Source organism: Acinetobacter sp. YH12063, from assembly GCF_013419715.1.
GTDB classification, from domain to species: domain Bacteria; phylum Pseudomonadota; class Gammaproteobacteria; order Pseudomonadales; family Moraxellaceae; genus Acinetobacter; species Acinetobacter amyesii.
Genome location: NZ_VOZO01000002.1, coordinates 163,742 through 190,734 on the forward strand (window position 1 = coordinate 163,742; position 26,993 = coordinate 190,734).

Annotated in this window: 27 protein-coding genes and 1 pseudogene; 9 read left to right on the top strand and 19 right to left on the bottom strand. The window is 39.7% G+C overall.

Annotation, left to right across the window (positions count from 1 at the left end):
* Window positions 1-178 precede the first annotated feature (178 nt).
* Window positions 179-1,459 carry an MFS transporter gene (locus tag FTU12_RS03675; protein WP_180055499.1) on the top strand — a complete coding sequence of 427 codons (1,281 nt, stop codon included), beginning with the start codon at window positions 179-181 and terminating at the stop codon, window positions 1,457-1,459.
* 360 nt (window positions 1,460-1,819) lie between these two features.
* Here FTU12_RS03675 and FTU12_RS03680 read toward each other — a convergent pair whose 3' ends face one another.
* From FTU12_RS03680 to pnuC, 4 genes are all read right to left on the bottom strand, one after another.
* Entirely contained in the window at window positions 1,820-2,317 is a 498-nt protein-coding gene (locus tag FTU12_RS03680; RefSeq protein ID WP_180005318.1) for a DUF2505 family protein, read from the bottom strand.
* A 165-nt stretch (window positions 2,318-2,482) separates the two neighbouring features.
* Window positions 2,483-2,776 carry a hypothetical protein gene (locus FTU12_RS03685; protein WP_180109071.1) on the bottom strand — a complete coding sequence of 98 codons (294 nt, stop codon included), beginning with the start codon at window positions 2,774-2,776 and terminating at the stop codon, window positions 2,483-2,485.
* 109 nt (window positions 2,777-2,885) lie between these two features.
* Window positions 2,886-3,185, bottom strand: coding sequence for a hypothetical protein (locus FTU12_RS03690; protein ID WP_180109072.1), 300 nt, complete (start codon window positions 3,183-3,185; stop codon window positions 2,886-2,888).
* A 79-nt stretch (window positions 3,186-3,264) separates the two neighbouring features.
* On the bottom strand, window positions 3,265-3,849 hold the full coding sequence (gene pnuC / locus FTU12_RS03695) for a nicotinamide riboside transporter PnuC (protein ID WP_180005315.1): 585 nt from the start codon (window positions 3,847-3,849) through the stop codon (window positions 3,265-3,267).
* A gap of 222 nt (window positions 3,850-4,071) precedes the next feature.
* On the opposite strand from pnuC, the gene FTU12_RS03700 reads away from it, so the two are divergent.
* Genes FTU12_RS03700 through FTU12_RS03710 form a run of 3 tightly spaced genes read left to right on the top strand, consistent with a single transcriptional unit; the run spans window position 4,072 to window position 6,416 of the window.
* A complete protein-coding gene (locus FTU12_RS03700) occupies window positions 4,072-4,857 on the top strand; it encodes a crotonase/enoyl-CoA hydratase family protein (protein WP_180109073.1) in 786 nt (261 codons plus the stop codon).
* 54 nt (window positions 4,858-4,911) lie between these two features.
* A complete protein-coding gene (locus FTU12_RS03705; RefSeq protein WP_180063242.1) occupies window positions 4,912-5,802 on the top strand; it encodes an alpha/beta fold hydrolase in 891 nt (296 codons plus the stop codon).
* A gap of 50 nt (window positions 5,803-5,852) precedes the next feature.
* Window positions 5,853-6,416: a TetR/AcrR family transcriptional regulator gene (locus FTU12_RS03710; protein WP_180063243.1), complete on the top strand. Its 564-nt coding sequence runs from the start codon at window positions 5,853-5,855 to the stop codon at window positions 6,414-6,416.
* Here the strand turns inward: FTU12_RS03710 and FTU12_RS03715 are convergent.
* Window positions 6,398-6,886, bottom strand: a complete 489-nt coding sequence (locus tag FTU12_RS03715; RefSeq protein WP_180113774.1) for a hypothetical protein — start codon at window positions 6,884-6,886, stop codon at window positions 6,398-6,400. The two genes, FTU12_RS03710 and FTU12_RS03715, sit on opposite strands and share 19 nt — an antisense overlap.
* A gap of 436 nt (window positions 6,887-7,322) precedes the next feature.
* Here FTU12_RS03715 and FTU12_RS03720 point away from each other — a divergent pair, with 436 nt between their 5' ends.
* A complete protein-coding gene (locus FTU12_RS03720; protein WP_180113775.1) occupies window positions 7,323-7,769 on the top strand; it encodes a GNAT family N-acetyltransferase in 447 nt (148 codons plus the stop codon).
* Between the two features lie 145 nt (window positions 7,770-7,914).
* Here FTU12_RS03720 and FTU12_RS03725 read toward each other — a convergent pair whose 3' ends face one another.
* The 5 genes from FTU12_RS03725 to FTU12_RS03745 form a co-directional block, all read right to left on the bottom strand.
* Window positions 7,915-9,711 carry a diguanylate cyclase domain-containing protein gene (locus tag FTU12_RS03725; protein ID WP_180113857.1) on the bottom strand — a complete coding sequence of 599 codons (1,797 nt, stop codon included), beginning with the start codon at window positions 9,709-9,711 and terminating at the stop codon, window positions 7,915-7,917.
* Between the two features lie 187 nt (window positions 9,712-9,898).
* Complete coding sequence (locus FTU12_RS03730) at window positions 9,899-10,237, bottom strand: FKBP-type peptidyl-prolyl cis-trans isomerase (RefSeq protein WP_180005310.1); 339 nt, start codon at window positions 10,235-10,237, stop codon at window positions 9,899-9,901.
* 80 nt (window positions 10,238-10,317) lie between these two features.
* A complete protein-coding gene (locus FTU12_RS03735) occupies window positions 10,318-10,941 on the bottom strand; it encodes an MgtC/SapB family protein (RefSeq protein ID WP_180007545.1) in 624 nt (207 codons plus the stop codon).
* Between the two features lie 114 nt (window positions 10,942-11,055).
* Entirely contained in the window at window positions 11,056-11,586 is a 531-nt protein-coding gene (locus tag FTU12_RS03740; protein WP_078191423.1) for a YaeQ family protein, read from the bottom strand.
* 65 nt (window positions 11,587-11,651) lie between these two features.
* Window positions 11,652-12,665, bottom strand: coding sequence for a GTP-binding protein (locus FTU12_RS03745; RefSeq protein ID WP_180113776.1), 1,014 nt, complete (start codon window positions 12,663-12,665; stop codon window positions 11,652-11,654).
* 568 nt (window positions 12,666-13,233) lie between these two features.
* Here FTU12_RS03745 and FTU12_RS03750 point away from each other — a divergent pair.
* From FTU12_RS03750 to FTU12_RS03760, 3 genes are all read left to right on the top strand, one after another.
* Complete coding sequence (locus FTU12_RS03750) at window positions 13,234-13,455, top strand: hypothetical protein (protein ID WP_078191424.1); 222 nt, start codon at window positions 13,234-13,236, stop codon at window positions 13,453-13,455.
* A 343-nt stretch (window positions 13,456-13,798) separates the two neighbouring features.
* A complete protein-coding gene (locus FTU12_RS03755) occupies window positions 13,799-15,403 on the top strand; it encodes a bifunctional 3-(3-hydroxy-phenyl)propionate/3-hydroxycinnamic acid hydroxylase (protein WP_180007543.1) in 1,605 nt (534 codons plus the stop codon).
* A gap of 298 nt (window positions 15,404-15,701) precedes the next feature.
* Entirely contained in the window at window positions 15,702-16,205 is a 504-nt protein-coding gene (locus FTU12_RS03760) for a hypothetical protein (RefSeq protein ID WP_180005306.1), read from the top strand.
* Window positions 16,206-16,380: 175 nt separating this feature from the next.
* On the opposite strand, the pseudogene FTU12_RS03765 reads toward FTU12_RS03760, so the two are convergent.
* Window positions 16,381-17,009, bottom strand: a pseudogene (locus FTU12_RS03765) (glutathione S-transferase family protein).
* Between the two features lie 215 nt (window positions 17,010-17,224).
* Here FTU12_RS03765 and FTU12_RS03770 point away from each other — a divergent pair.
* Window positions 17,225-18,133 carry a DUF4349 domain-containing protein gene (locus tag FTU12_RS03770; RefSeq protein ID WP_180113777.1) on the top strand — a complete coding sequence of 303 codons (909 nt, stop codon included), beginning with the start codon at window positions 17,225-17,227 and terminating at the stop codon, window positions 18,131-18,133.
* A gap of 119 nt (window positions 18,134-18,252) precedes the next feature.
* On the opposite strand, the gene FTU12_RS03775 is transcribed toward FTU12_RS03770, so the two are convergent.
* From FTU12_RS03775 to gltS, 8 genes are all read right to left on the bottom strand, one after another.
* Window positions 18,253-19,146 (bottom strand): LysR substrate-binding domain-containing protein, encoded by an 894-nt coding sequence (locus FTU12_RS03775; protein WP_078192238.1) that lies wholly within the window; start codon window positions 19,144-19,146, stop codon window positions 18,253-18,255.
* On the bottom strand, window positions 19,146-20,351 hold the full coding sequence (locus FTU12_RS03780; protein ID WP_180113778.1) for an MFS transporter: 1,206 nt from the start codon (window positions 20,349-20,351) through the stop codon (window positions 19,146-19,148). The genes FTU12_RS03775 and FTU12_RS03780 overlap by 1 nt, the downstream gene beginning before the upstream one ends.
* The gene (locus tag FTU12_RS03785; protein WP_180063249.1) at window positions 20,348-20,944 is read right to left on the bottom strand and encodes a TetR/AcrR family transcriptional regulator; all 597 of its coding nucleotides are present in this window, start codon (window positions 20,942-20,944) and stop codon (window positions 20,348-20,350) included. The genes FTU12_RS03780 and FTU12_RS03785 overlap by 4 nt, the downstream gene beginning before the upstream one ends.
* Window positions 20,945-21,141: 197 nt before the next feature.
* Window positions 21,142-21,663 carry an acyl-CoA thioesterase gene (locus tag FTU12_RS03790; protein ID WP_078191431.1) on the bottom strand — a complete coding sequence of 174 codons (522 nt, stop codon included), beginning with the start codon at window positions 21,661-21,663 and terminating at the stop codon, window positions 21,142-21,144.
* Between the two features lie 282 nt (window positions 21,664-21,945).
* The gene (locus FTU12_RS03795; protein ID WP_171263721.1) at window positions 21,946-22,122 is read right to left on the bottom strand and encodes a hypothetical protein; all 177 of its coding nucleotides are present in this window, start codon (window positions 22,120-22,122) and stop codon (window positions 21,946-21,948) included.
* Window positions 22,123-22,508: 386 nt separating this feature from the next.
* On the bottom strand, window positions 22,509-23,501 hold the full coding sequence (locus FTU12_RS03800; RefSeq protein WP_180113779.1) for a patatin-like phospholipase family protein: 993 nt from the start codon (window positions 23,499-23,501) through the stop codon (window positions 22,509-22,511).
* Window positions 23,502-23,743: 242 nt separating this feature from the next.
* Complete coding sequence (locus FTU12_RS03805; RefSeq protein WP_180089121.1) at window positions 23,744-25,219, bottom strand: sodium:alanine symporter family protein; 1,476 nt, start codon at window positions 25,217-25,219, stop codon at window positions 23,744-23,746.
* A 59-nt stretch (window positions 25,220-25,278) separates the two neighbouring features.
* Complete coding sequence (gltS, locus tag FTU12_RS03810) at window positions 25,279-26,520, bottom strand: sodium/glutamate symporter (protein ID WP_180113780.1); 1,242 nt, start codon at window positions 26,518-26,520, stop codon at window positions 25,279-25,281.
* Window positions 26,521-26,993 lie beyond the last annotated feature (473 nt).

Below are 26,993 nucleotides of genomic sequence, written 5' to 3' on the forward strand. Positions count from 1 at the left end.
ACGCCATCCATCACCAATCATTCTTTAAGTTAATGCGACTTTATCTATATTATTTTGTTCTTAATTAATAATATTTTCATAACTATAAGTTTTTAATAAGGCAACAAAGTTTGATTATTCAATAAAAATTTGAATCACTAAAATCCTCAAATGCTATTTGCTGCTGGAAAATATTTGCATGGAAGCTCAGCCACGCCTGACTCGTCAAGATAAACGCACCCTCGGACTGTCATCCCTCGGTGGCGCACTTGAGTTTTATGACTTTGTCATTTATGTGTTTTACGCCAAAATTATTTCGGAACTGTTTTTTCCCACTGGACTTAGTCCATTTTGGGCGATGCTGAATACCTACGGTATTTTTGCAGCAGGATATTTTTTCCGCCCATTGGGTGGTGTGGTGATGGCGCATTTTGGCGATTTGATTGGTCGTAAGCGTTTATTTAGTTTGTCTATTTTACTCATGGCTCTGCCTACACTGATGATCGGTGTGATGCCAACTTTTGAAAGTATTGGCTATGCAGCACCACTCCTGCTCCTACTGATGCGCGTGATTCAAGGCATCGCGATTGGTGGTGAAATCCCTGCGGCATGGACTTTTGTTTCAGAGCATGTGCCTGAGCAAAAAATTGGTATCGCCAACGGCCTACTTACTGCCGGCTTATCTTTGGGTATCCTATTGGGCGCACTAATGTCTTTGTTTATTTCATTACAATTTACAGAGTCAGAAATCCATGACTGGGCATGGCGGATTCCATTTATTCTAGGCGGGATCTTTGGTTTTGTAGCGCTCTATCTCCGCAGTTATTTAAAAGAAACGCCTGTATTTAAAGCCATGCAAGAAAAGAAACAATTGGCTAAAGAGCTTCCAGTGAAACAAGTACTGCAACAGCACAAAACAGGCGTTGTGATTGGTATGCTGTTTACATGGTTCTTAACCGGCTGCGTTGTTGTATTGATTTTAGCGATGCCAAATCTACTCACAGGCGCCTTTGGTTTTGAACGTGCAGATGCCTTTAAAATGCAAAGTGCCGCTATTGTGATGCAAATGGTCGGTTGTATCTTGGCTGGTCTTTTGGCAGATCGCTTCGGTGCGGGTAAAGTGATGCTGTTCGGTTCACTCCTTGTTGCGATAATCGCGGGCGTGTTCTATAACAGCTTGGGCCATGTGGCAGCATCGACCGTGTTTGCGCTCTATATGCTGCTCGGTTTGGCATCAGGTACGGTTGGTATGGTGTCTTATAGTATGGTGAAAATGTTCCCTGCACAGATTCGTTTCTCTGGCATATCATTTTCATACAATTTGGCCTATGCCATCGCGGGTGGTATCACCTTACCATTGGTTCAATGGTTGAGTTTATACAGCAACATTGGCGCCATGTATTATATTTGGACCGTCTGTTTGGTGACCTTCTTTACTGCGATGCTCTATCGTCAACGTTTTGAAAAAACATCTCACTAACTGATGTTACAAAGTAACATCAGCAGCGCAATTTGATTCAAATAAATGAACGATACGCGCTAAGGTCATCCGCAAGTGTTTGAGACAGGACTACTTTTAATCAAAATTGTTTTTGCAATACTTTGAAAAATTTGACGCTAGTGAACGAGTTTTGCGGATGACAATGGTTTTGGGTACTTTTGCCTAAACAAAAGTACCTCCAGCCGAAGGCTAATCCCTTTATTCAATCCATAGATGTAAGACCCCGTCGAATAGACTTAAATATCATTTAAAAATTGTGAAATTACTTTTACGTGCGTAACATCAGTCACTAAAAAAAGCGGTCAATGACCGCTTTTTTTAAATCACTTTCAAATCAATTCAGGCTTTTAAATTTTTACGTAATTCATCTTCTACAATTTCAATCTCAAGCTGACTAAAACGACGAATTTCACCTTCTGCATGTTTTTCAAGTAATCCACCAATCAGTGGAACTTTGACTTTCACCGTCCAGTCCAAATTGAAACTCACTTGTGTTGCATCACCACTGACACTTCGTTTACAACTGGCTTCGAGCGGTAGGTTCGGATCTAGTTTGACGTCAGATGTTAATGCCGCCAAATTACTAATATCCGTACGTTTCAGACGAAACGCATCTTTTAAAAACTTCTTGGCAATATCTGGAATATTTACATCAAGGTTATAGGCACGTTTTAAGGTATACATATCGCCTGTTTTTTTTGATTCTAAAATTTCTAGATTTTCACCCGGTATGCGTTTGCACACCGCTTCATGCAGGCTGATATCTGCGGCTAGTCGTTTAAAATCTTCAATTGAAACGCCATGAATTGTGGCATTGACGGTAAATTGATGTGCCATTCTCGTAATCCTTCAGGTCAATATTGGTTTTATTGTTTTATTTCGCCCAGTCTACAGTTGCTAAAACTGTGCTTTGGATTAAATCGGAAAGCGCTGTGGCTGTCATTGACCTGAAACCAAGCTAGAAAAACAGAATTGCCATACTGCAACTCATTGGACTCTGCCTTAAAGGACTTTTTGATAGATTTGCCCATGCTGATCTTTAAACTCGAGCTGAAATTCCCAGCCCGCATCAATTTTTAAATACATCTCCGCGTAGGACAACTTTGCGTACCAATGACCAAAGTCGAGGCTAAAAATATCAAAGCTGGCTTGTTCAGGAAGCTGTTGCATTGGTTTTGCATGTATTAAAGCGCTAGGTTCAAAAGACTTGCAGTGCGAGCCATAATGATGAAACAGTTCAAAACATAGCTGATTAAAAATTTCAAATGTTGAATCTTTGGGATCAAGTTGCGTCATTGCTTTAATAGCTTCCCATATCTTTTCATTTCTTCTTGCGCTTATTTTTATATTTCTATAACAAATCTTTGTGGTACTGCTTTTATAAATCTCAGTTTAATTTAAGTTGTTAATTTAACAGCATGCTATGCACTACACCATCCCGATCACGGTGTACCAATTTGATCGGTTGTGAATAATCGATCAAGATGCTTTGGTGTTTATAACTGATTTGGATGCCGTATTCATCTGCACCATCATCCAAACCGCTGATGCTACATTGCGTCCCTTGTGGAAATGCCTTGAGCCATTCAGCGTTATACACATCTGCTATTTGCTCAAACTGAAAAAAGCTCGCTTTTTGCTGCAATAGAAACCCAGCTTGTCGATCAAAACGCAGTTGCTGCTCAAGTTGAAAGTCGATAATCATGACTCTGCACGCTCTTTACTTATTCATCGGGTTCAGAACATCGGCTATTAAAAGTAGCTTTGCCATCACCCAATGATCCTTATAAAGCTTTCATCGCCTGTTGCTGCTGTTTATTTTTGACTTGTGTCCATTGCCACCAACCAAATGCCGCCAAGCCCACAAAACCAGCATACAACGCCGCAGTGAGATACAGGTCTTTGTATATAAACATACCCACATAGATAATATCGACAAATACCCAAAGCACCCAAGTAGCAATATGTTTCCGGCTGGTCCAATACGTTGCGAGTAAGCTAAACGCGGCCAATTGTGCATCCAAAATCGGTACGGCTGCATCGGTAAAATAGTGCAAACTTAAACCAAAAATCAAACCGCCCACCGCTGCTAAGAGCATTTGAAAGATCACGAGTTTGGTCGCAATCGGTTCAATACGGATGTCATGATCTTGTTGTTTGCCCTTCAACCAGTGATAAAAACCGTAGAAGTTCACCACCACAAAGAAAAACTGCAAAATGGTTTCGCCATAAAGTTTGTAGGTATAAAACAAGTAGGCATACAGCAAAAAAGCTGCAAAGTTAAACCACCAACACCACATATTTCGCTTAATGGTTAAACTCACCCCGATTAAGCTAATAATAACTGCAAATATTTCTAAGTTCGACATGGTTGATTGGGCCTTAAAAAAGCTGCAGCTATTATGGAAAAAATCAGCCCAAAGGCAAGCTATATCCCACACTATTTCATATCAACTCTGTAAATTTTAAATCAAACCACTCATCCACCAGACGATGATTTTGATGTTTTGAACGCATCAGTTTTGACAGTTTTCTAACAATCTTTTAAAAACTTAGCTATGCATAAAGAATAATTAGAAGGAATTATCCAAATGTCAGAACAACAAGGTCGTGTAAGTCGAGAAATTCGTGGTCATCTTTATTTAATCGGTTTGGACCGTGCAGATAAACGAAATGCGTTTGACAGTCATTTAATTCATGACCTTTCACTGGCGCTCACTGAATATGAAGATGATCCAAATTTACGCTGTGCGGTGATTTTTGCTCATGGCGATCATTTTACTGCGGGTCTAGATCTGGTCGAACTACAACCCAAACTTGGCAGCGGGCTGTTTAATTTTCCTGATCAGCAAATTAATCCGTGGGGAACCAACTCACGACAACGAAAAAAACCAGTTGTGGTCGCGGTACAAGGGTTCTGTTTTACAGCGGGTATTGAACTCATGCTGAATGCCGATATCGTGATCGCACAGCGTCACACGGAGTTTGCTCAAATGGAAGTGCAACGTGGCATTCTTCCCTTTGGTGGCGCAACAGTTCGCTTTGTGCAAGCAGCGGGTTGGAATAAAGCCATGCGCTATTTACTCACAGGTGAACGTTTCAATGCGCAAACGGCATATGACATGAACTTGGTGACTGAAATCACCGACCAAGCGCCCTTATCTCGTGCAATAGAACTTGCAGAACAAATTGCACAGGCTGCACCACTGGCGGTTCAGGCAACACTCGCTGCAGTACAGCAAGGGGTGCATTTGGGAGCCGATGCTGCCTTTGCTCAATTGGATCAGCACTTACAACCACTACTAAAAACACAAGATGTACAAGAAGGTGTGATGGCCATGCTACAACGTCGCGCAGCCAATTTTCAGGGCAAATAACCCTTTATTTAAAGTGAGTAAACCCTTTACGTCCTGCCTATCAAGAGAAAAATTATGTCAACGGATTTAGAACCAGCAGCGCAAGAAATACATAGTACACCCGTGAGTTTCCCTGCAACCGATGGTTATACGCTTTCAGGCGTTGAATATCGGCCTAATACTGCCGCTAAGGCCAATATTATTATTTCAAGTGCTACAGGTGTACCTCAACAATTTTACCGTCGTTTTGCCGAGTATGCCGCAGGACTCGGTTATCAAGTATTAACTTTTGATTATCGTGGTATAGGACGTTCTGCTCCTCCAAAACTCAAAGGCTTTAAAATGTCCTACCTCGACTGGGGACGTTATGACCTTTCTGGTGCCATAGCTTATATGCAACAACACGGTCAGGAAACTTTTCTAGTGGGACACTCCTATGGCGGTCAAGCACTAGGACTTACCTCAAATCACGATCAGATACGTGCCATGTATTGTTTTGGCACTGGCGCAGGTTGGCATGGCTATATGCCCTTTAAAGAAAAAATGAAAGTTCATGTTATGTGGAATATCGTTTTTCCGCCGATGGTTGCCATCAAAGGGTATTTGCCTTGGAGCAAACTCAATATGGGCGCTGACCTTCCTGTCGATGTCTATAAACAATGGCGCCGTTGGTGTAAAAACCCAACCTATTTCTTTGCCGACCCTGAGCTGAGTGAGCTATCTCAACAATATGCTGCAGTTCAAACGCCGATTTATGCGGTCGCTGCACTTGATGATGACTGGGCATTACCCAATTCACGACATGCTTTTATGCAACATTATGCGCAAGCGTCAATGCACTATATCAATATTGAAGCGGAAGATTACGGCCTAAAACAGATTGGTCATATGGGATATTTCCGCAAAGGTGCTGAACCCTTATGGCAGGAAGTGATAGGAAGGTTTGATGAACTATTAATCGCCTAGAGCAATTTACTCCATACACATCACATTGATTTATTCATATAGAGAGATACATGCGTCCACGGAAAAACACCTCAGAATATCTATTGCTACAGTCAGCACACGCCTTTAAACGCTATGGCTATATGGGCTGCAGCATGGGGAAATTGGCTGAAGCCTGTGGACTCTCAAAAGCTGCGTTTTATTATGACTATCCGAATAAAGACGCTTTACTGATGGAAATTTTAAACCTGACGCATATAAAGTTACAACACAGTATTTTTCAGCAATTACAGCAAACTACTAAATCCCCTCAACAGGCTTTCTCGAACATCCATCAACAGGCCATCCAGTTTTTTAGCCAAGGTGGATTAGGTTGTTTGGTCGGGATTTTAAGTATGGAACGGCAACATTTGCCTACCGAGATTTTTGCAAAATTACAATCCATCTTTCACGAGTGGCAACTTGCCTTTGAAGTGTTTTTTCAGCGATGCATGAGCATCGAACATGCCGCTCAACTTGCCAAAGTCAGCTTGGCGGATTATGAAGGCGCGATTTTAATGGCCCGAATAACCGATGATTTGAGTTATCTCGATTTAGTCCAAGATCGCATTTTGCTTCAACTTGCGGAGTATTGATAGCGATATTCAATTTTGTGTTCTTCGCCAAAACGGTCGACATGTGTATAAAACTCACCGTATCGGCCTAAATAATACTCGAGCGATTGATTGTAAAAACTCCAATAAATCGACCATTCATTCAGATCTAATTGGCGAATTTGAGTTTTACAATTGACTGGCATGCGACGTAAAAAAACTTCTTGTAACTGTTCGGCTGCCTGTAGCGAATCTAATTTGTATTGTTGTTGAAAGAAAATTTCCGCAATATCATCAAAAAGTTGCTGTTCATATTCATCAACTTCAATGACCTGATCGACTTGGCGTATAGCATCATCATTCGATGCCAAAGAGATACTGTTCGATTTTTTTTGTGCTTGGTAACGCGTATATTTTTGACGATATTTTTCTGTTTTTATTATTTTTTTGACCACGATTCCTGCTGCAGACAACGCAATCAGAATACACATCACAATGAGAAAATTAACCATAATAACAACCTACTGCCGATGACGCGCATACACATCATTAATCACCGAATATTTTTATGGACTAATATAACGCACAATAACGTTTAAAATTCATACAAAATTATTTTAAAGCTGAAATCTTGCCTATTTTCTTTGCTAATTTATTTCAAACTATTACACCTGCTGAAATCATTGAGTATGTATACATTTCTAAAAAATCTATTATTACTTTAAAAACAGTATAGTTAGATGCATTTATGTGGTTATTTATCCGTATTTAACGATTAATTTATAAATATACATTTGTAAATTTTGCAACAATTTTGAAATAAAAACCCAACCCAACGGCGCAATGGCTGCAAAAAAACATAAAACGCAACAATAAGCCTCTTTAAGCACAGGGCGATATCTTCTGAAATGGCAGGCTGTTGGAGTTTTTTTATAAAAAGAAAAAATTATGATACGCGAAGCACAAATCCAGGACATACCCGAAATTATTCACGTGATTCACAACAGCATTCGTTCATGTATCCAGGACCATCAACGTAATGAAAGTGTGATTCAAACTTGGCTTGAGGAGGCAAATCAATCGAATATTTTAATGTGGATGCTTTATAACGACAGCTGGGTCTACATCAGTGACAATCGAGTGGTCGGCTTTATTTTAGTCAGTGATCAGGGACAAATTTTACTGAACTATATCTGCCCTGAGCGCCAGTACCAAGGTATTGGTAAGGCGTTATTGTTAAACATGATTCACTGTGTCCGGAAAAAAAATATTACCGAGATCAGTCTAGAAAGTACCCATACTGCACTCGCCTTTTACCAAAAATATGGCTTTGTCGCACATCAAGATTTTGAGCCTGCTGATGTACCTCTTAAATTAGTCAAACAACTCTGCTAGTAGAGAGATAAAGTTCGTAGAGGGACAGATTTTCAAATAAGATGATTGTATAGATGAATTTAAAGATAAATGAATCTAAATAAGGATTGGCAAAGAATACTAGCGATATCACCTCAGAGTTTTTAAACCTATACAATTCATGGTATCAAGGCTTAAGTTGATCGCGTCCTGCCTGTTTGGCCATATATAAATAATAGTCTGCATGCTTCATTAAAGCTTCGATACTTTCGAAGTCATTTTGCTTATCCATCCATGCCATGCCCAAACTCAGTGTGACATAATTTTTGTCATCACCCCGATTAACATGTTCAAGCTGTTCATCACGCATGGCTTCGAGTACCAATTGTAATTGCTCTTGGGCAATCGCATACGGAACATCATGCATCAATATGGCAAACTCCTCTCCACCGTAGCGAGCCACATAGGCTGAACTTGGCAGGGTGTTTTGCATGGTTTTCACGATCTGCTGTAACACCTCATCGCCTTTAAGATGTCCATAGTGGTCATTATAATTTTTAAAATAATCGACATCTAACATCGCAAAGACCAATGTTCGGTGACTATGAAAACGGACCTCCGAATATAAGCGTTGAATTTCAGCATTCAGTGCACGGCGGTTGAATGCCCCCGTTAAGGCATCAATACGAATTTGTAGCTCTAATTTTTTATTCAGCTCATGGAGCTGTAAGGTGCGCTCTTTGACTTTCTGATCGAGTGAACTGTTTAGCTCAAGCAAACTATTATTCAACTGTTCCGTATGCATCGACTGCTGTGCATAATGGTGCGATTGCTGAAACATGATCAACAAGGCATACAAACTGGTTGAAATGAACGATAAATTGACTGAATCAATCAAATTCATCATCAGCAAAAAGTCGTTTAAAAAGGTAATGCACAGGAAAATAACCGCGATTAAATTTAATTTTGAATACGGTTCTTTCTTTTTCAGTGTTAGGTAAAAACCATAAGCAAAATTACTTAGAACAACGATCACATAGGCAAAACTGTAAGTTGCCAAAGGTTGAAAAATTTCAGGCGTCGAAACAAAAGTCACTGAAATATTCAACGACAACAGCAAAATCGCGATCTGATAATTTAAGGTAAATAAATAGCGACGACTGAGCAAGTGGATATAACTTAAAAAGAAAATCGATGCCAAATAGGTAAATAAGTATTCTAATCGCGTGCCCCACAACCAATTGATATCGGTAAAAGTGGTATAGGCATAAGGTGCTGAAAATAAATTATGGAGTGCTAAAAAGACAATAAATAAGCCAAACACCAAGTTACTTCGGCTATTGCGACCGCGTAAACCTCGGAAAACAGAAAATAGGATCGTAAATAGTCCCACACCCAAGACGGCGCCCGACACCATCCCAATACTCATCATTTGTTGTTGGAATTGGCGGTTTACTGTCTTGGCGATACCAATACGCATTGGGTTTTCAAACCCGCCATGCATACTGTTAAAACTTGAAGCCTGAATGGTTAAAGTGAAATATTCATCTTGTGCCACAAAATAGGCAATTCGCGGTGCATTCTCCGTTTTTTGTTCTGCTTCAGTACGCCCCACCTCGCCCAAACGAACGATCACATCACCATTTAAAAATACCCGATACGCACCGTACTGATTTGGAATCAATACCGCGATACGTCGACCAATAAATTGTTTAGGGATTTGGAAATGTCCAGTAAATGTCCCAAAACCTTTACTGTCCCCTGTGATGTCTTTAAATGATGCAGGCAGATAGACCGTTTGACCGACTAGAACCGAACTCGGAGACGTTAAAAATTGATTTGGATAAAACAACCATTTGCCTTGTAAGAGGCTACTGGTGTCTTCCGTGAAGTAGATTTGGTTAACTTCGTTTTGATGTTTTAAATAAAACGATTTAGGAGCAGTTTCATACTGTGCTTGAGCAGTCGATACAGTGAGTGCCAATGTAAAAATAATAAAGGTAAGAACCCAGAACAATCTGGTGCAAGGCAACTGTAAAGACAACGGCTTTGATTCCTGCGTTTATACTCGAGCAATTATTCTAATCTACGGTAAAAGACAAAAATAACAACTACTATTTTATCCAATTGATCAATAACGTCCATGTCATTGATCTAAAACTATTGATCTATTAATCGCGAGTTTTTACGTCATACAATTCAATCTCAAAAATAAGATTTGAATTGGCAGGAATCACATTGCCCATTTTACGCTCACCATAAGCTAAATGTGATGGCACGATTAACTTACGTTTACCACCGACTTTCATCCCCATGATGCCCTGATCCCAACCTTTAATCACACGGCCTGTACCAATTACCGTTTCAAAATAATTACCACGATCCAGTGATGAATCGAATTTAGTGCCGTCTTCTAACCAGCCTGTATAGTGTGTTGTAATCAAAGCGCCTTTAACCGCTTCTTTACCTTCGCCTACCACTAAGTCAATAATTTCTAATTCTTTGCTCATGCTCTCAACCTCAAATGCCGCAATCAAAATAAAACCCTATTATAAACAGGATTACTTTGGATGCCGTAGTAAATACGCTGTTAAAAATTGAGCTCCAGAATATCCTGATCATTCATTAGATCTTGAGTTAATTTTCTATGGTTTGTCGCAGAGCCAATTAAGATCCAACGCCCACTGATTTTATGTTCAGTTTTATGTCGCACACTACGAACCACTTGCATTTGATAGGTTTTAAACAGCTCTTCATAGTCATCCAGCGTTTGTTGTCGAAAGTGACAAACGATACGATAACTCCGTGCTTGGTTTTTCGCTTCAATCCACGCTTGAATATAAATCAAAACAATTAAAACGATCAGCACAATCACCGTACCAATCAAGCTCAGCACGATATAGCCCGCTCCCGCAGCCATGCCTAAGGCAGCGGTCATCCAAATGGTAGTTGCTGTGGTAATGCCTGAAATTCGATTTTCATCTTTAAAAATTACCCCCGCACCCAAAAAGCCGAGGCCAGTCAAAATATTGGCCGCAATTCGATCATGACTATCAACGCCGATACGTAACGATAAGATAGTAAATAAACATGAACTTAAACTGACCATAATCATGGTGCGCAGACCTGCCGACTTACTTCGGTACTCACGTTCCGCACCAATGACAGCGCCAATCATAAGCGCCACAAATAACAAATAAAAATCAGGGTACATCGGCTGCTCCCCATCTTTAAAATTTTCTCATTGTTTGTAGATATACCGAATTTTATAGTCAGGATGCAAGCCTGAACTCACATCCATCGTGATGAGTTAAATCACATCAAATGCTTATTGCAATTGTGTCCATTCAATCACCGCTTGAGCTTTATCACCAATCAAAGTCCATTCGCCATCCATCACATTTAATTGTAAAGACATGGTTCGTTCGCATAACTCTTGAATGGCAGCTGTACTCGCTTCAGATAATTGCCAAATTTCAACATTCTTCAGGGTTTTCAGTTTGCTGTTGCGTTTATACCATTCGTCTACTGAAGAACCATAGGTAATCACAGCAACGTGTGGGCAACGAGCACTGGCTTTTTTGACTTTGTCTTCGTCAGGGCAACCGACTTCAATCCATTTCACCAATTGACCTGTTAAATCTTTTTCCCACAGCGCTGGTTCGTCTGTTTCGAAAAGATCTTTGGTAAATTCTAATGCTTCATCTGCATAGCGTGCATATGCCAAGACACGTACCATCAAACGTTCAATCGTTTCAGAAGGATGCAAAGCCATCGTCAATTGATAATCACCATATTGGTGTACATCCATATTGGCAATGTTCAAATCTGCTTTATAAATTGTAGCTTTTAGCGCCATGGTAAAGTCCTCAAATTTGGCGCTTAGCATATAAGATTTAGCAAGCTTTTGCTGCGTTGATTTACTTATTTCTCCGCTTTATCGGCATCGATACGACACTGCATTAAGCGATCTTCAAATTCGAGCCATTCACGTTCAGTTTGGTAAATAATTTCGACACGATTATCGATACTTTCCTCGCTCGACTGATAATTAAACTGATCAGGATTAAAGTTAAAGGTTTTCCAACCTTGGTCTGTCTGAAAAATACCTTTGATCCGTAGCCAATCTTGCTGCTCACAGAGTAAATCTAACAGCTCAAAAAAGTCGAAAATCCAACGTTTTGGGAGTTTCCAACCTGCGACACTATAGCCCTGAGCGGATTCAACATAATGATAAGGCAACTGTTTAATTTCTGTGGGTACATCAACCGGCATTTGCTTTTGCATCGCCAATAAAGGCTGAATTTTACGAGGACTCCCTACATAGGCGAGATCAATGTGTGTCAGTTTTAAATCACCTTTGACAACATTGATCCATTGCTGCTGATACGGTAAATACGCTTGTTTGAGTCGTTCCAAACCAGCTTGATCGGCATCACTCATACAATCGACATGAGACACCACCACGATTTGTGCCACTTTGAGTTGATCGGCATACAGGTTTTGCGATGTCCAATCTTGATCATGTAAGCGTGAGCCATCAACCACGGTCACCAATGCCCGCATGGCTAAATGCGGATGCCAATGTGGCTCAGTCAATTGCTCCAAAAGTTGTCCAGGATGCCCCAAACCTGTTGGCTCGATAAACAGTCGGTCGGGTTTCACCTCTGACAATAACCGTGACAACGCAATTTGCATCGGCAGTTGGCTGCTACAACATAGACATCCACCCAATAATTCCTTCACCGCAAAGCCCTGATCTTGCGTCAACATCTGTTGATCGACCCCGATTTGCCCAAACTCATTCATCAGTACGGCCCAAGTTTCGCCCGCTGGCTTTTGCTTTAATAGCTGCTGTAAAACTGTGGTTTTACCCGCACCTAAAAAGCCAGAAATAATATGAACCGGAATCGCACCGTGGGTAGAAACTAATTTCAAAAGTGAGTCACTCAAATAAATAGCCAATGATTGATGGCCTTTACCATAATGATTTCAAAAAAATGCTGCAAGCCTAGTCTTCATTTCTCCGTCTTCATTTTCCTAAAGCATAGATCAGCCTAGTATCCGAGGCATTGAATGATGATCTGGCTGTTAAACAGCCTATTTATTCCATTTGCATGAATGCATGACATATCTGGTCACATTTTATTGGCAAAGTTAACTCTTATATTTAAAAAAATAGCCATATCGAAAAGAATCCTTACATTTGGATTTTAGTGAAAATTCTGGATTCAGCTTAATTACGACTTCGATGTAATCATCATGTAAACAATGAATGAATCATGAAGTCGATTTGGTCATTTTTTCTTGCAAAGTTAAATGAAGATTCCGATATTTTTTTACATTTAAAACACAGGATGGACGGTTATGTATTCATCCAGTTAACCAGTTTGTTTCACTTTGTTGCTCGCATTGATCACTCGGTTTTCTCGATTTAGCATGAGTTCTCTCCTGATGGACGTGATGATCTTTTCAGGACTTACTAAAATATATAAGGATGCTCAAAATGAAATTAACTCAAATTTTACTTGCTTCTACTCTAGCTGCTGCAGCTGCAACAAGTTTTGCTGCCAGCAAAGATAAACAAGAAGCACCTGAACAAGAAAAAGTAGTGGTTAGCACTCAAGAACAGCCAGCGACTGAAACAACTGCTGCTGAAGGTACTGCTGCTCAACCTGCTTCAGAAGCAAATGCTGAAGGTTCTGCACCAGCTCAACCTGCTCAGTAATAGACGGATAGCGTACTCCACACGCTAAATTCATTTAGTCTGCTGCTCAACATTTATCCCTCACTAATAGAATGTTGTGCTAAATGAATTAAAGTCGCCGGATCATTGAAAAATGATTCGGCTTTTTTATGCTCAAAGCCACTGATTAATAGATTTTAATGATTGATAAATCATTCAAAATGATTGATGATTTTCATATAAATAAATATATATCATTCACTTAAAATAAAACCCTTCAAAAAACACGACAATTCGATTCATCGTTTCGACTTATGCCTAGCTTGTTGAAAGTCTCGGTTTAGAACTTAATAGTGGCATATGTGAAGTGATTGGATGTTTACGCATGAGCAATAAAGCAAATTACACAACGGAAGTTGCCATTCTGGGCGCAGGTCCTGTCGGCTTAACCATTGCAAACTACTTAAGTAAGCAAGGTGTCAAAGTCACTGTGATTGAACAACTAGACAGCCTGATTGACTACCCACGTGCGATTGGTATTGATGATGAATCATTACGTACCATCCAATCATTAGGTTTAGTGGACCAAGTGTTACCGCATACAACACCGAACCACGCGATGCGTTTCTTAACCCCTAAAGGTCGTTGTTTCGCAGACATTCAACCGCTCACTCGTGAATTTGGTTTCTCACGTCGTAATGCCTTTATTCAACCGCAAGTCGATAATGTACTGCTACAAGGTTTAAAACAGTACGAAACCACAAATGTTTTATTCTCTCGTCAATTGTCTGATTTTAGCCAAGATGCCAATGGTGTAACGCTCAATATTCAAAATAAAGACGGTGAAGCTGAAAAAATTCAAGCGCAGTATTTGATTGCTTGTGATGGTGGTAACTCAGTGGTACGTCGTACCCTCAACATCGGCTTCGATGGTAAAACTGCACCGAACCAATGGATCGTGATCGACATCAATAATGACCCACTTGCAACGCCACACATTTACCTATGCTGTGACCCTGTGCGTCCTTATGTATCTGCTGCTCTTCCACACGGTATTCGTCGTTTCGAATTTATGGTGATGCCTGGGGAGACTCAAGAAGAATTAAGCAAACCTGAAAACATTGCCAAATTATTGTCGAAAGTGCTTCCAACGACCGATGGTATTGAAGTGATTCGTCAGCGTGTTTATACCCACAATGCCCGTATTGCAGATAAATTCCGTGTAGACCGTATTTTACTTGCAGGCGATGCTGCGCACATCATGCCAGTTTGGCAAGGTCAAGGGTATAACAGTGGTATGCGTGATGCGTTCAACCTTGCGTGGAAAGTTGCAATGGTTGTACAAGGCAAAGCTGGCCCAGCGCTTTTAGATACATACCAAGTTGAACGTAAAGATCATGCCAAAGCGATGATTGATCTTTCTGTAATGGCGGGTCATGTCCTTGCGCCACCAAAAAAATGGCAAGGTTTCGTGCGTGATGGTATCGCGTATGCGCTCAATTACATCAAACCGATCAAACAATATCTATTGGAAATGCGCTTCAAGCCAATGCCGAAGTACAACGATGGTGCATTGATCAATAACGGTGTTAAAGATTCACCTGTGGGTAAAATGTTCATTCAACCATATGTTCAACTTGAATCTGGTGAAAAAGTCCTACTTGATGAAGTCATCGGTAACGACTTTGCAATCATTGCTTGGGGCGTCGATCCGAAATGGGGTCTGTCAGATGCGACCATGAAAAAATGGCAAAAATTGGGCGTTAAATTTATCCAAGTATTGCCTGCTGTTCAGCTTAGCAATGAAAATCGCACCAAGTACGACAATGTGATTACGATTGGTGATATTGGTACCGATATTCGTGGTTGGTTTGGTAAAACCACTGAATCTGTTACGATTCTTCGCCCAGACCGTTTTGTTGCAGCGATTGCAATTCCACAAACTTTAGACAGCGTGAGCCAACAATTGTTTGCAAAATTGCATGCTTAATAATCTAAATAGATCTGCAAGAATTAAAAATCACCATGCATAAAGCATGGTGATTTTTTCTATAATCACTATAAACATCGCATGCTATAATCGTTCAATACATAATTATAAGCTTCGCAAAATGCAAAAAAGATTTCAGAAATTATTCATTTATAGTTTGTTGGGCTTTATTTTTATCTGTTCACTCATTTTCGTAGAGATACATCATTTTCATGCCAATAGTTGGTTAGCTATTTTCGTTTTTTGCCTCTGTTTTCTTATTTCTTTGAATTGCTATTTATTACGCTTAGAAAAAGATGTGAACAAAAACGAAGAATCTAATTTTTTGTCCTTCCATTTATACATTTCATTTTTTTATGCAGTCATTGCCAGCTTTTTTCTCACCACAGTGATTCTTGCTTTATTTGCATTACAAACTCAATATTTTGGTCAAGATAAAAATATCATTCTAAAAGGCCAAGTCTATTCACCCACATTTACACTAGAAAAGAAGCCCTGCCGAACTCGCCTTAAATTTCCCGAAAGTGGTTGGTCTACCTTCGCCTATCTCTGTCTAGATACCAAGAAACACAACTTTTATGGTTATTACAAACTCCATTTGAAAACCAGTTTCGCCGGGTCTACGATTCAGGATTATGATTGGATTGATGATCAATTAACATATCAGCAGCATCGTGCCTTAGATATGGATCCACATCAAAAAAGACTGCTTGAAATATATGCCAAACTTGAAAGAGATTTAGGCCCACCTCTATCTGATGATGAAGCCGATGATTTTTTAAATAGACCCAACAACGATTGAGTCTATTTAATTTAGCGCAATATATGCCATACATTATCTAGGCAATAATTAAAATCGCTTTATCATCTTAGTGATTGATATTTAAAACTCTTTCTTTTTAATTCTCAAAGAAAGAGTTATATGAATAGACATATAGCAATACCACGTTCAGCCAACAATCAAATAAGCATCCAAGTTAAACCGACTGAAACCAATGCACATCTTTTACCGATTCACGTTGCTGAATCTGCTGAATAAAAGGTTTAAATTCATCTAAATATGGCAATATTTTGAATGAAATTGCATACACCATCCAATAAGCTAAATACAAATCTGCTGCGCTAATTTTATCCCCCAACAGATATGGCTGTGCCTGCGCAAGCCCTGTTTTAATAAAATCTAAAAGTATTTTTTCATTACCAAAACTCAAACTGCCACGTTTTTCATCCATCAACTCAGTACTAATGCCGACATTTTTCATGTCCATATATTCAGTCAGCGGACCATGACAGAAAAACATCCATTTCAAATATTCACCACGTTTGGGATCATCCAAGGCGGGTGCCAAACCTTTGTCACTGAATTTATCGGCTAAATAACTAAAGATGGCTGCAGTTTCACTGATCACGGCAGTACCATCGACCAAGCAAGGAACTTTGCCCATGGGGTTAATCTTGAGATATGCCGCTTGATGCATCTCTTCATATGGCACTTCAATAATGTCAACTTCTGACTCGATATTTAATTCTTTCAATAGATATTTAATTCTTTCAATAAAGGCAGAATGGTATTACTGCGTGAGCGTGGATTGCTGTAGAGTTTCATTGTTGGGTTCATTGTAGATATCCTTATTTTCTTCCTTGTTGTTCTATCTATGACTATACGCGGCTCTATGTAGAATTATGTTGCGTTCATCCCTGCTTTAAACACTTTCCGATACAATACGCCCGACTAATAATTACGCTAAATTTGAATCTATATTTAAAGCAAAAAGTATTTACTCCGACTTTCTGATAATCAAACAATTGAGCTCTACATCTATGAAAAATAAATATTTAATTGCCATGTTTACGGTGATTTTAATTTCAGGCTGTTCCAAGAAAACCGAAGAAATGGCAACTGAAGCCAGCGCAGATGCACAACCTGCTCAAGTCAGTACACAGCAAGATCAAGCAGCGGAAAGCACATCCAATGAGCCGTCTACCACGCCTGCAACAACACAAAAACCTGAAACTATTTTAAATGAACAGGTCAACCTAGCCGAAGCCTCTCGTAAAATGGTACGAGAAGCCAATGTCAGTTTTGAGTCGAAAGATGTCGTTAAAACGGCCTTAGAAATTGAAAAACTGACGCTAAGTTTAGGCGGCTTTATTGAACAGAAAAATATCGACTTTGTGGTGCATGAGAGTCAATCCTACCCGATTGCTGACGGCAAAATTAAAATCTTCGAAAAAGTAAATCCGCAAGCGGAAATGATCATTCGTGTGCCAAGTGAAAAAGCTGCACATTTCGTCAATCAACTGTTACCACTAATGCATTTTTTGAACCGTCAGCAATATTCGGCAAAACGCTATGAACTAAAACTACTCGAAGAAAAAATGTCGCAAACAACGGTCGTGCCAGACCATGTAGCAGCAGCGCAAGTCAATGAAATCTCACGCCTGACTCGCTTAGAAGTTCAAGATCGTGTCCGCTATAGCACGATTGTGATTGGCTTTACTCAACCTGCCACTGTCCGTGAACATATCGATATTAACCTTGATGCTATTGCTCAATTAAATGGCGATAGTTTCTGGCAAAGAGCGTGGTATGGTATTCAAAAAGGTTGGCAATTTGTGTTGAGCCTACTGGTTATTCTCATTACGATTTGGCCACTCTATCTGATTATTTTTATCGGTTTGATTGCCTACCGCGTGATGAAACCCTATTTACAAAAATGGTTTAAATAAATCAGAGCGATAAAGGCAACTTATCATTGAGTCTTTGATTAAAAATACGATAAATAAAAAATCCCGAAGCGCTTAATTCAGGATTTTTTTATTTAAATCTTAGGGCAATATTTAAAGGCTTAGAAAAAGCCCATATAGAACTGCTCTTTTAAGACTTTTAAAATCAATTCGATTGCATCATTTTTACGATCTTTTCGATAGCTCGCATACAAACCAATGGTCGGCAAAGGTTCAACCGTACTTTTAACCAATATTTTATCACCGAGCAATGGAATGACATAAGACGGTACCAAACTCCACCCCACGCCCATACCGACCAAATTGACATTTAACAAAATATTGGTCGAATGCTGTACCAAGTTCACATTCAGTTTATTTTGCTTAAAGAAATCTTGAATAATTCGGTATAGCTCAGGTGATGAATGTTCATCACTAATAATAAAATCCTGATTATTCATGTTTTTAATGCTAATGTGCCGCTGTTCTGCCACAGGCGAATTTTTCGGTACAATCAGCGCCAAAGGCTCAGTAAAAATCTGAACAGATTCTATATCAGGGCTTTCTTCGACATAACGGGTAAAGGCAATATCAATTTCCCCTTTACGCACTGCACTGATCTGATCGACATCCATTAAACTATGAAAATGAATTTTCAACTCAGGAAACTGAGCACGGATATTCGGCATGATATAAGGAAAGACCTTCATTTCAGCCACAGGAACAAAGCCGATATTCAGTTGTTCTTTACTGAGCTTCGCAATTTGACGCGCATCTATCATGGCTTTTTCAGCATGCTCTAAACTCAAACGCGCTTCTTTTAAAAAGGCCTGACCTTCTGCAGTCAGTTCAACTTTTCGGTTGGTTCGCATCAATAATTGCACCCCAACTTCCTGTTCTAGGTCTTTAATTTGCTGACTTAAAGAAGGTTGCACAGTACACATTCGCTGCGCAGCCTTGGTAAAATTTAGCTCTTCGGCAACCGCAACAAAATATCGTAGATGTCGTAATTCCATTATTCAGCTCCTAAAGCACTGCGTTTGAATTGGTTTGCCACGAATAGACGATACATCCACGTAGTGAACAGCACCATCACCGCACAAAATAAATAGGTTGCCTGAAATCCAAAGTATGCAATCAGCACACCCATCATGACCGAACCAACAGCAAGGCCAATATCAAACAAGGCAAAAAAGGTGGATATCGCATGTCCCATTCGGGCTTTTTCTACCGTTTGAATCGCGACCGTTTGCAGACATGGGAACACTGAACCGTAGCCGATGCCCATAAAAACTGCCGATATCCAAAGCACCCATTGATTCGTGAGAAAACTCACAATCACCAAACCAATGGCAAAGCAAATAAAGGACGGATAGATGACTGCACTCGGGCCTTTGCGATCATAGACTTTGCCAACCCAAGGACGGACGACCAACATCGACACAGCAAAGACAATAAAAAAGATACTGGTATAAGCGAGTAAATGCTTCAACTCTGCATAAGCGGTGATAAAACTCATCACACTCGAATATGCAAACGCAGTTAGTAGTGCCACACAACTGATGGCAAGTACCCGTGTTTCGATCACATCACGCCATTGGATGGCAGCGGATTTGCTCGCTTGATCACTTGATTTAAGCTGTACGTGTTCTTGTATTTGAACTAACCACGTAAAAACATAGCCCACTGCAACCAAGAAGGCTAATACTGCAAATAAGGTACTAAAACTGCTGAATTGAATCATGCTCAGCGCTAAAAATGGCCCGATCACCACGCCTAAGTTGGTCGACATGACAAAGTAACCCATGCCCTCGCCTTTTCGGTGATCTGGAATGTAATCATTTACGATGGGAACATTGACCGTGGTTAATATACTGAACCAAAAACCATGTAAAAAACGAATGACCAACAACGACCACATGCTGTCAATCCACAAATAACTCAGCGCAAAAACGACAAAAATAAAGCCTGAAATACGCACAGAATTGGCTTTACCAAAACGCTCAACAATCATGCCGGAAAAGGGACGAATCGCAATGGATGACACTAAAAATAAGGTCAAAGCCATACCCGCTTGCTGAATCGTACCACCCAATTCTTTCATAATATAAATGGGCAATATGGTCAGCAGCGCAAAGTAATAGCTAAATAAAAACAAGTTATTACACAAACAAAAAACAAAAGACTTGTTCCATAGTGATGCATGATTTTGATGGATCATGATGTCCTTGCCTCACCACCATGTGTGGCTTCTGATTCAATCAGAATCGGCTTAAGCGCCAACTGCACCAGTCGCTTGATATAGTCTTCATCTGGCTGAGTATTAAAGAAAATGATCTGATAATGAATCGGGCCATACAACATATCTAACATCAGCTCAAAAGGATAATCCGCTCGAATTTCTCCACGTTGAATGGCCAATTGAATCAGCTCACGTGTCGCTTCGCGTCGAGGTAACAAATACTGTTTAAAAAACTCACCCGCTGCTTCACGATGCTCCGCCAAAACGACCAGCAATGCTCGACCCACATGCTGATTTAAAGCCCGTGATAGTTTGAGCAATTGTTGATTTAGATTGAACTCTAAACTTTGTGATAAATCGAGCTCAAACACCGACGCGGTGTGCGCTTTAAAAGCATCGAAAACCAGATCGGACTTATGCTTCCACCAACGGTAAATCGTCGATTTTCCCACGCCTGCGCGAGCCGCAATATCTTCAATGGTCATGCTTCGATAATCACTTTCCGCCAAAGCATCTGTGACCGCTTGTAAGATACATTGCTTACGCCGAGAAGTTTTTTCAGTTTCACTCATAATTTAAAAAACGAAACGATACGTATCGTTTTATATTAAACAGTATTGGACTGAATGACTATCTTTAACTGAGCTTTGAAGAATAAACTTTAGTCGCACACTCGGAATTAAAATCCTTACTGCACTATCCAAACAAATTTCAGATTAAAAAAAAGATCGCCTAAGCGATCTTTTCAAATATTCAGCCACCAAAGCGATTAGCTTTGTGTCGACTTTTTATAAATACTGCAAGAAGGATGATGATTTTCCTGTAAACGCGCCACTTTACGATGTTCCGCAGCTTCGAAGCGACAACGTTTCCAGTCATTATCTAGATTTAATGCCGGAATTTGTTTTGGTTTACCTTGATCATCAACAGCGACCATTGTGAAATAGCAACTATTGGTATGACGCACTGTACGTTTTTGAATGTTCTGCGCTTCAACACGAATACCAATTTCCATAGAAGTACGACCTACATGGTTCACACTTGCAAGGAAAGTCACTAACTCACCCACGTGAATCGGTTCTTTAAAATTTACTTTATCGACTGATAGTGTCACCACGTAGCTACCAGAATAGCGACTTGCACAAGCATACGCGACTTGGTCTAACAATTTTAGAATCGTTCCACCATGCACATTACCCGAAAAATTCGCCATGTCAGGAGTCATTAAAACTGACATCGATAATTCTGACTGGTCGTCTAGTGCATTCGCAATTTGATCTAATGGGGACATCTTGTTTCTCTAGACTCGTGATATAACAATGATTAATGTGATTATTATATAGATTTTAATCAAAATTAAATGTTCAAATCGGCAAAAAAACCATCATTATTATTTATAGTGATCATACCATCATTCAGTAAAATATATATCGATAACGATATACACCCGATAAACAAGTATTTATCGCGCTATCTATCAGTTTTTTTTAATCCAAGCTATGCTGTGTTTTATATTTAAAACATATTCATTAAAACGCGTTGTTCATCGATTCAACATAGCACGGCATTAAACTTAATCTTCTAAGACTTTTAACATCTCGAAAGATACGTTGTCATAGCTTGTTTTTTGTCCACCATCATTGGTACTTTCTAGCGTGTAAGAATTATCTACATGTACATGAGTGACAATAAATACGTTATCTTCCATCATCGCAAGCTTTACTTTTTGTCCTACATCAAGCGTTTTCATCTACAGCCACCTTTAAAATATTTATTGGTTTTAAGTATTAATAACCTGATGATATTCTAAACACTTCAACAGTATTGGTAAACGTAAGCACATGAATAAAAACGCTAATATAGGTATATACTCTTAAAATCTACGTAAAACCAATTAATATGATTTTCTTAATTAATTTCAAATAATTAACTGTATATTTTCTTATCATTACGATTTTTATATTTGGCAAATCTTGTGATTAAGACCTAAAACCAATCAACATCCAATATATTAATGATTACTAGATACTATTGAGCATGGGAAGAGCTGAGAGCAAAAATTAAAATGCTTAGCTGAAATAAAAATGCACCCTGCTAGGTGAACAGGATGCATGTCAATTTACGGATCGTACCAACCTAGTCTTTGGCTGCTAAATAAGGAATATGATGTCCCTTGCTATATTGATGTTCAGCATAAACCCGAGAAATCTCTCCAAGTTTTTCTAAGGTTGCCTCTTCACCTGCAAGCATCGTCACTTCACGACCTTTTACATCAAATATATGTGCTTTTTCACGTAAATCAGGTTGAATCACAATGTCTGCTCGCTTGAGTTCTTCTTGAGCTAAACGATTTTGCATAATATTGATATTTTGGTTAAACAAGCCCCAAACATTAGACGTTTCGGTATGAATAGGTCGTGCCAAAATATCTACTGCAATAATAATATCTGCCCCTAAATCGCGTGCAACATCCACAGGAACAGGGCTGACCAATCCGCCATCAACATATTCTGTGTCTTCAATAATCGTGGGAATGAACATACTTGGAATCGACACCGAAGCACGAACAGCCTGCCCCGTATTGCCATAGTTGAACACGACTTTTTTGCCATTCTTTAACTCGGTTGCCACCACATACATTGGGGTTTTTAGCAACTCTAAAGGCACGTCATCAACTTGCTCATTGATATAATCTTCAACTTTTTTACCGTCAAAAAAGCCTTTTTTGTCCAAGCGTATTTCTCGAACATCATTGGCTTTCATATTTAAGGCGATATCTCTTAACTCATTGGCACTTTTACCTGATGCATAGATTGAACCCACAATGCTACCCGCACTGGTTCCAACAATGAAATCTGGGTGTATTCCCTGCTGTTCAAGTATCTGAATGGCGCCAATGTGTGCATAACCACGTGCCCCACCACTCCCTAAAACCAAAGCAACAATCGGACGCTTTTCCTGCTTTTTCACTTTTTTAAAGTCAATGCGGTTATTCGCCACCTGTGCAGGTGCTGCTGTATAAGTCCGAATTTGTGCGGTTGTTTCAGCGCTGACCGTTTTTGAGCCCACACTTTGACAACCTACAAGGCTGATTGCGAATGCAGTCATCAAAACAGTTATGCTTTTCATTGAGAGATATTCCAAATGCAACTCGAGATTTGAAGAGAAAAAGTAGTCTAATCAGTCCGCATTCACGTCACTGTTATTATTCGTTAATGCCTCTGACCGATGCACATTATATTGACATACAACCTAGAAAGTCATTGGCTGTCAAAATTTCAATGTCTAGCAGAATTTCCACATCAGGATTTAAGCTCTTATCTAGCAAAAAAAGCCCCGACAACGGAGCTTTTTAAAGTTAATTTTTGACTTTACCAAATATCGGAATTAACACGATCCTTATATTTTGGATGTTCATCCATCTTAAACACTGGCTCTTTTACACCACGTTTTAACTGTGAGGTGTAGTCTTTCATCAACATCAATAAGAATGGAGTCAGCAATAAAATTGCAAAGAGGTTAATACTCGCCATCACGCCCATGAAGAGATCCGCTAAGTTCCAAATCAGAGGCACACTCATGATTGAACCAAAGTACACCATCATGAGGACGAATACGCGGAATACAAACATGACCTTAGGATTGTTATTGATAAACTGCACATTACCTTCAGCATAAGCATAGTTACCGATTACTGAAGAATAAGCGAATAAGAACAAGATAATAGCAAGGAAGTCATCTCCCCATGCGCCAATCTGGCTTTCAAGCGCCATTTGCGTCAAAGCAACGCCTTCAAAGCCTGCATTTTCATACAAGCCAGATGCCAAAATAATGATCGCCGTACAGGTACACACGACAAATGTATCGACAAAGACACCGAGCATCTGAACTAGGCCTTGATTGACAGGGTGTTTAACATCTGATGCTGCTGCGGCATTGGGTGCAGAACCCATACCCGCTTCATTCGAGAATAAACCACGTTTAATTCCCTGCATCATTGCCATAGAAACCATGGCACCGAAAAAACCACCTGCCGCAGCATCAAATTCAAAGGCTTTACTGAAAATTAACTGAAAAATATCTGGGAGCATCGCAAAGTTAGCAAATGCAACATAGAAAGCAACTGCGAGATAAAGCAACGCCATAAAGGGTACAAATCTTTCTGCAACTTTGGCGATTCGTTTAATCCCGCCAAAAATAATCAGCGCAGTAATGAACACCAAGAACAAGCCCACCCAAGAGATTTCGAAACCGAAACCACCTAAGTCTAAAATGATATTGGCTTTATCCCAGCCCCACGCATGTGAGGTCGCACCTGTAATCGCATTGGCTTGCACCGCATTAAAGACAAAACCGTAAGTTGAAATCAGCGCGATGGCAAAAACCACACCCAACCACTTTTGCTTCAAGCCTTGCGTGATGTAGTACGCTGGACCACCACGAAATTGCTGATTTTGCGTATCACGCACTTTGAAGAGCTGTGCAAGTGAAGATTCCACAAATGCTGAACTCATGCCTAAAAATGCGGTAAACCACATCCAAAACACCGCACCCGGCCCACCAATCGCAATCGCAATTGCAACACCTGCGACATTACCTACGCCGACACGACTGGCCAATCCTGTCACAAAGGCTTGGAATGGTGTAATCCCATGTTCATCATCGCCTTCTTTACGGCTAGATTTCATCACTTTAATACTATGAAAAAATAGACGAATCTGAACTGCGCCAGTGATTAAGGTATAGAAAATACCAACCGCCACTAAGAATACGACTAAGAAATCCCAAAGCGGATCATTAAAAACTTTGACCCAGCCCATGAGAGTTGCATTTAATTGTTCATCCATAATCAATACCTAAAATGCGAATACAAAAACAAAGGCTCTAAATTAGAGCCTTTGTAGAATTAAGCGAAAAATTTGAGAATTAATTGAATAACCGTCGCATTAATTAAGTCAACAAAGAATGCACCACATAGCGGCACAATTAAGAATGCCTTATGTGAAGGGCCATACATATTTGTAATCGCTTGCATATTTGCCACAGCCGTCGGGGTTGCACCCATACCAAAACCACAGTGACCTGCTGATAAAACAGCAGCATCGTAGTTTTTACCCATGACACGGAAAGTGATAAACGCAGCATATAGTGCCATTGTTAATGTTTGGGCTCCCAAAATCACAACTAATGGTCCTGCAAGATCTGATAGCTGCCATAGTTTCAACGATAATAATGCCATTGCTAAGTACAGTGATAATGAAGCATTACCAAATACATCAATTGCACGATCAAATATTTGTACGCGGAAAATACCCTCCAGTACATTTCGCAAAATTACACCACCAGCCAGTGCCCAAACAAATGTCGGTAATTCAAATACAGTACCTTTACTAAAATCGGTCATGAAGTCCGCAAATGCTAAACACCCTGCAAATAAACCTAATGTGGTAATCGCATTATCTGCTGTAATGAGACGAACTCGATGCGGATATTCAAACGGCACATATTCTGTTGAATTAATATCTGCTAGAGGAGTGTTATCACTTTTTTCAATTTGTTCATGAGTACGAGGCGTTGCAAGTTGATAGCGGTTAATTAATAGCTTCGCCAGTGGACCACCGATAATACCGCCAATAATCAAACCAAATGTCGCACTTGCCATACCTAAGGCTAATGCACCTTGAATGCCATGTTGCACTTCTAAAATTTCACCCCATGCGCCTGCAGTACCATGACCACCGGTAAGGGTAATAGAACCTGCAATCAAACCAATAAGAGGGTCAATACCTAGCACCGTCGCAAGACTGATACCTACGAGGTTCTGCACCATGATGAATGAAGCAACAGCGACGATAAAGATGACCAAGCCGATTCCGCCCTCTTTTAATTTGGCAAAGTTTGCACTTAAGCCAATAGAAGCGAAGAAAATCAGCATGAAACTCGTTTGTAATTCACTACTCGTTGTAATGCTATAGCCCCAAAGACTGTGTACCACCAAAGAAATAATCGCGGCAACTAAACCACCGGCAACAGGCTCTGGAATGTTGTATCGACCTAAAAATCCAATACGATTAACAAGAAATCGTCCCAACAAAAGCACAATTACCGCTGCGATTAAGGTATAAAACGCGTTAAAACTAAATTCCATATAATTTGTCCAAAATTATTTGAATATTTTTAAAGCTCTTCTATCAGCATTAGCTGCCTTTATGGTCTGAAATACAACTACATTTTGTAATTTCAAATCAATAATAATGCAATTCAACGACTCAAGCTAAAGAGTTTGAAAAATATTCATCATCTGATTCAAATAAGTAAGTCTGAGCTTTAAAAATTAACTCAAAATGACTAACAAATCGCTAAAAGTTTTAAACTGAGAAACAGCCTCAAATGAAGCAAATTCAATGACAGAACATTGTGTATGTCTGTACTGTTTCGCACTATTTCTGAAAAGTCGCACATTATGCAGCCTGAACAATAAAATTTCAGTATTTTTTATTACAAAAAGTTAATTTTTCTATAATTTAAAGTTATATCTAATTGTTTTTATTTAAATACATTCGCATTTTTAATCTATATAAAATATTAAAGATTTAAGCGTAATCCATATACTGTACGTGG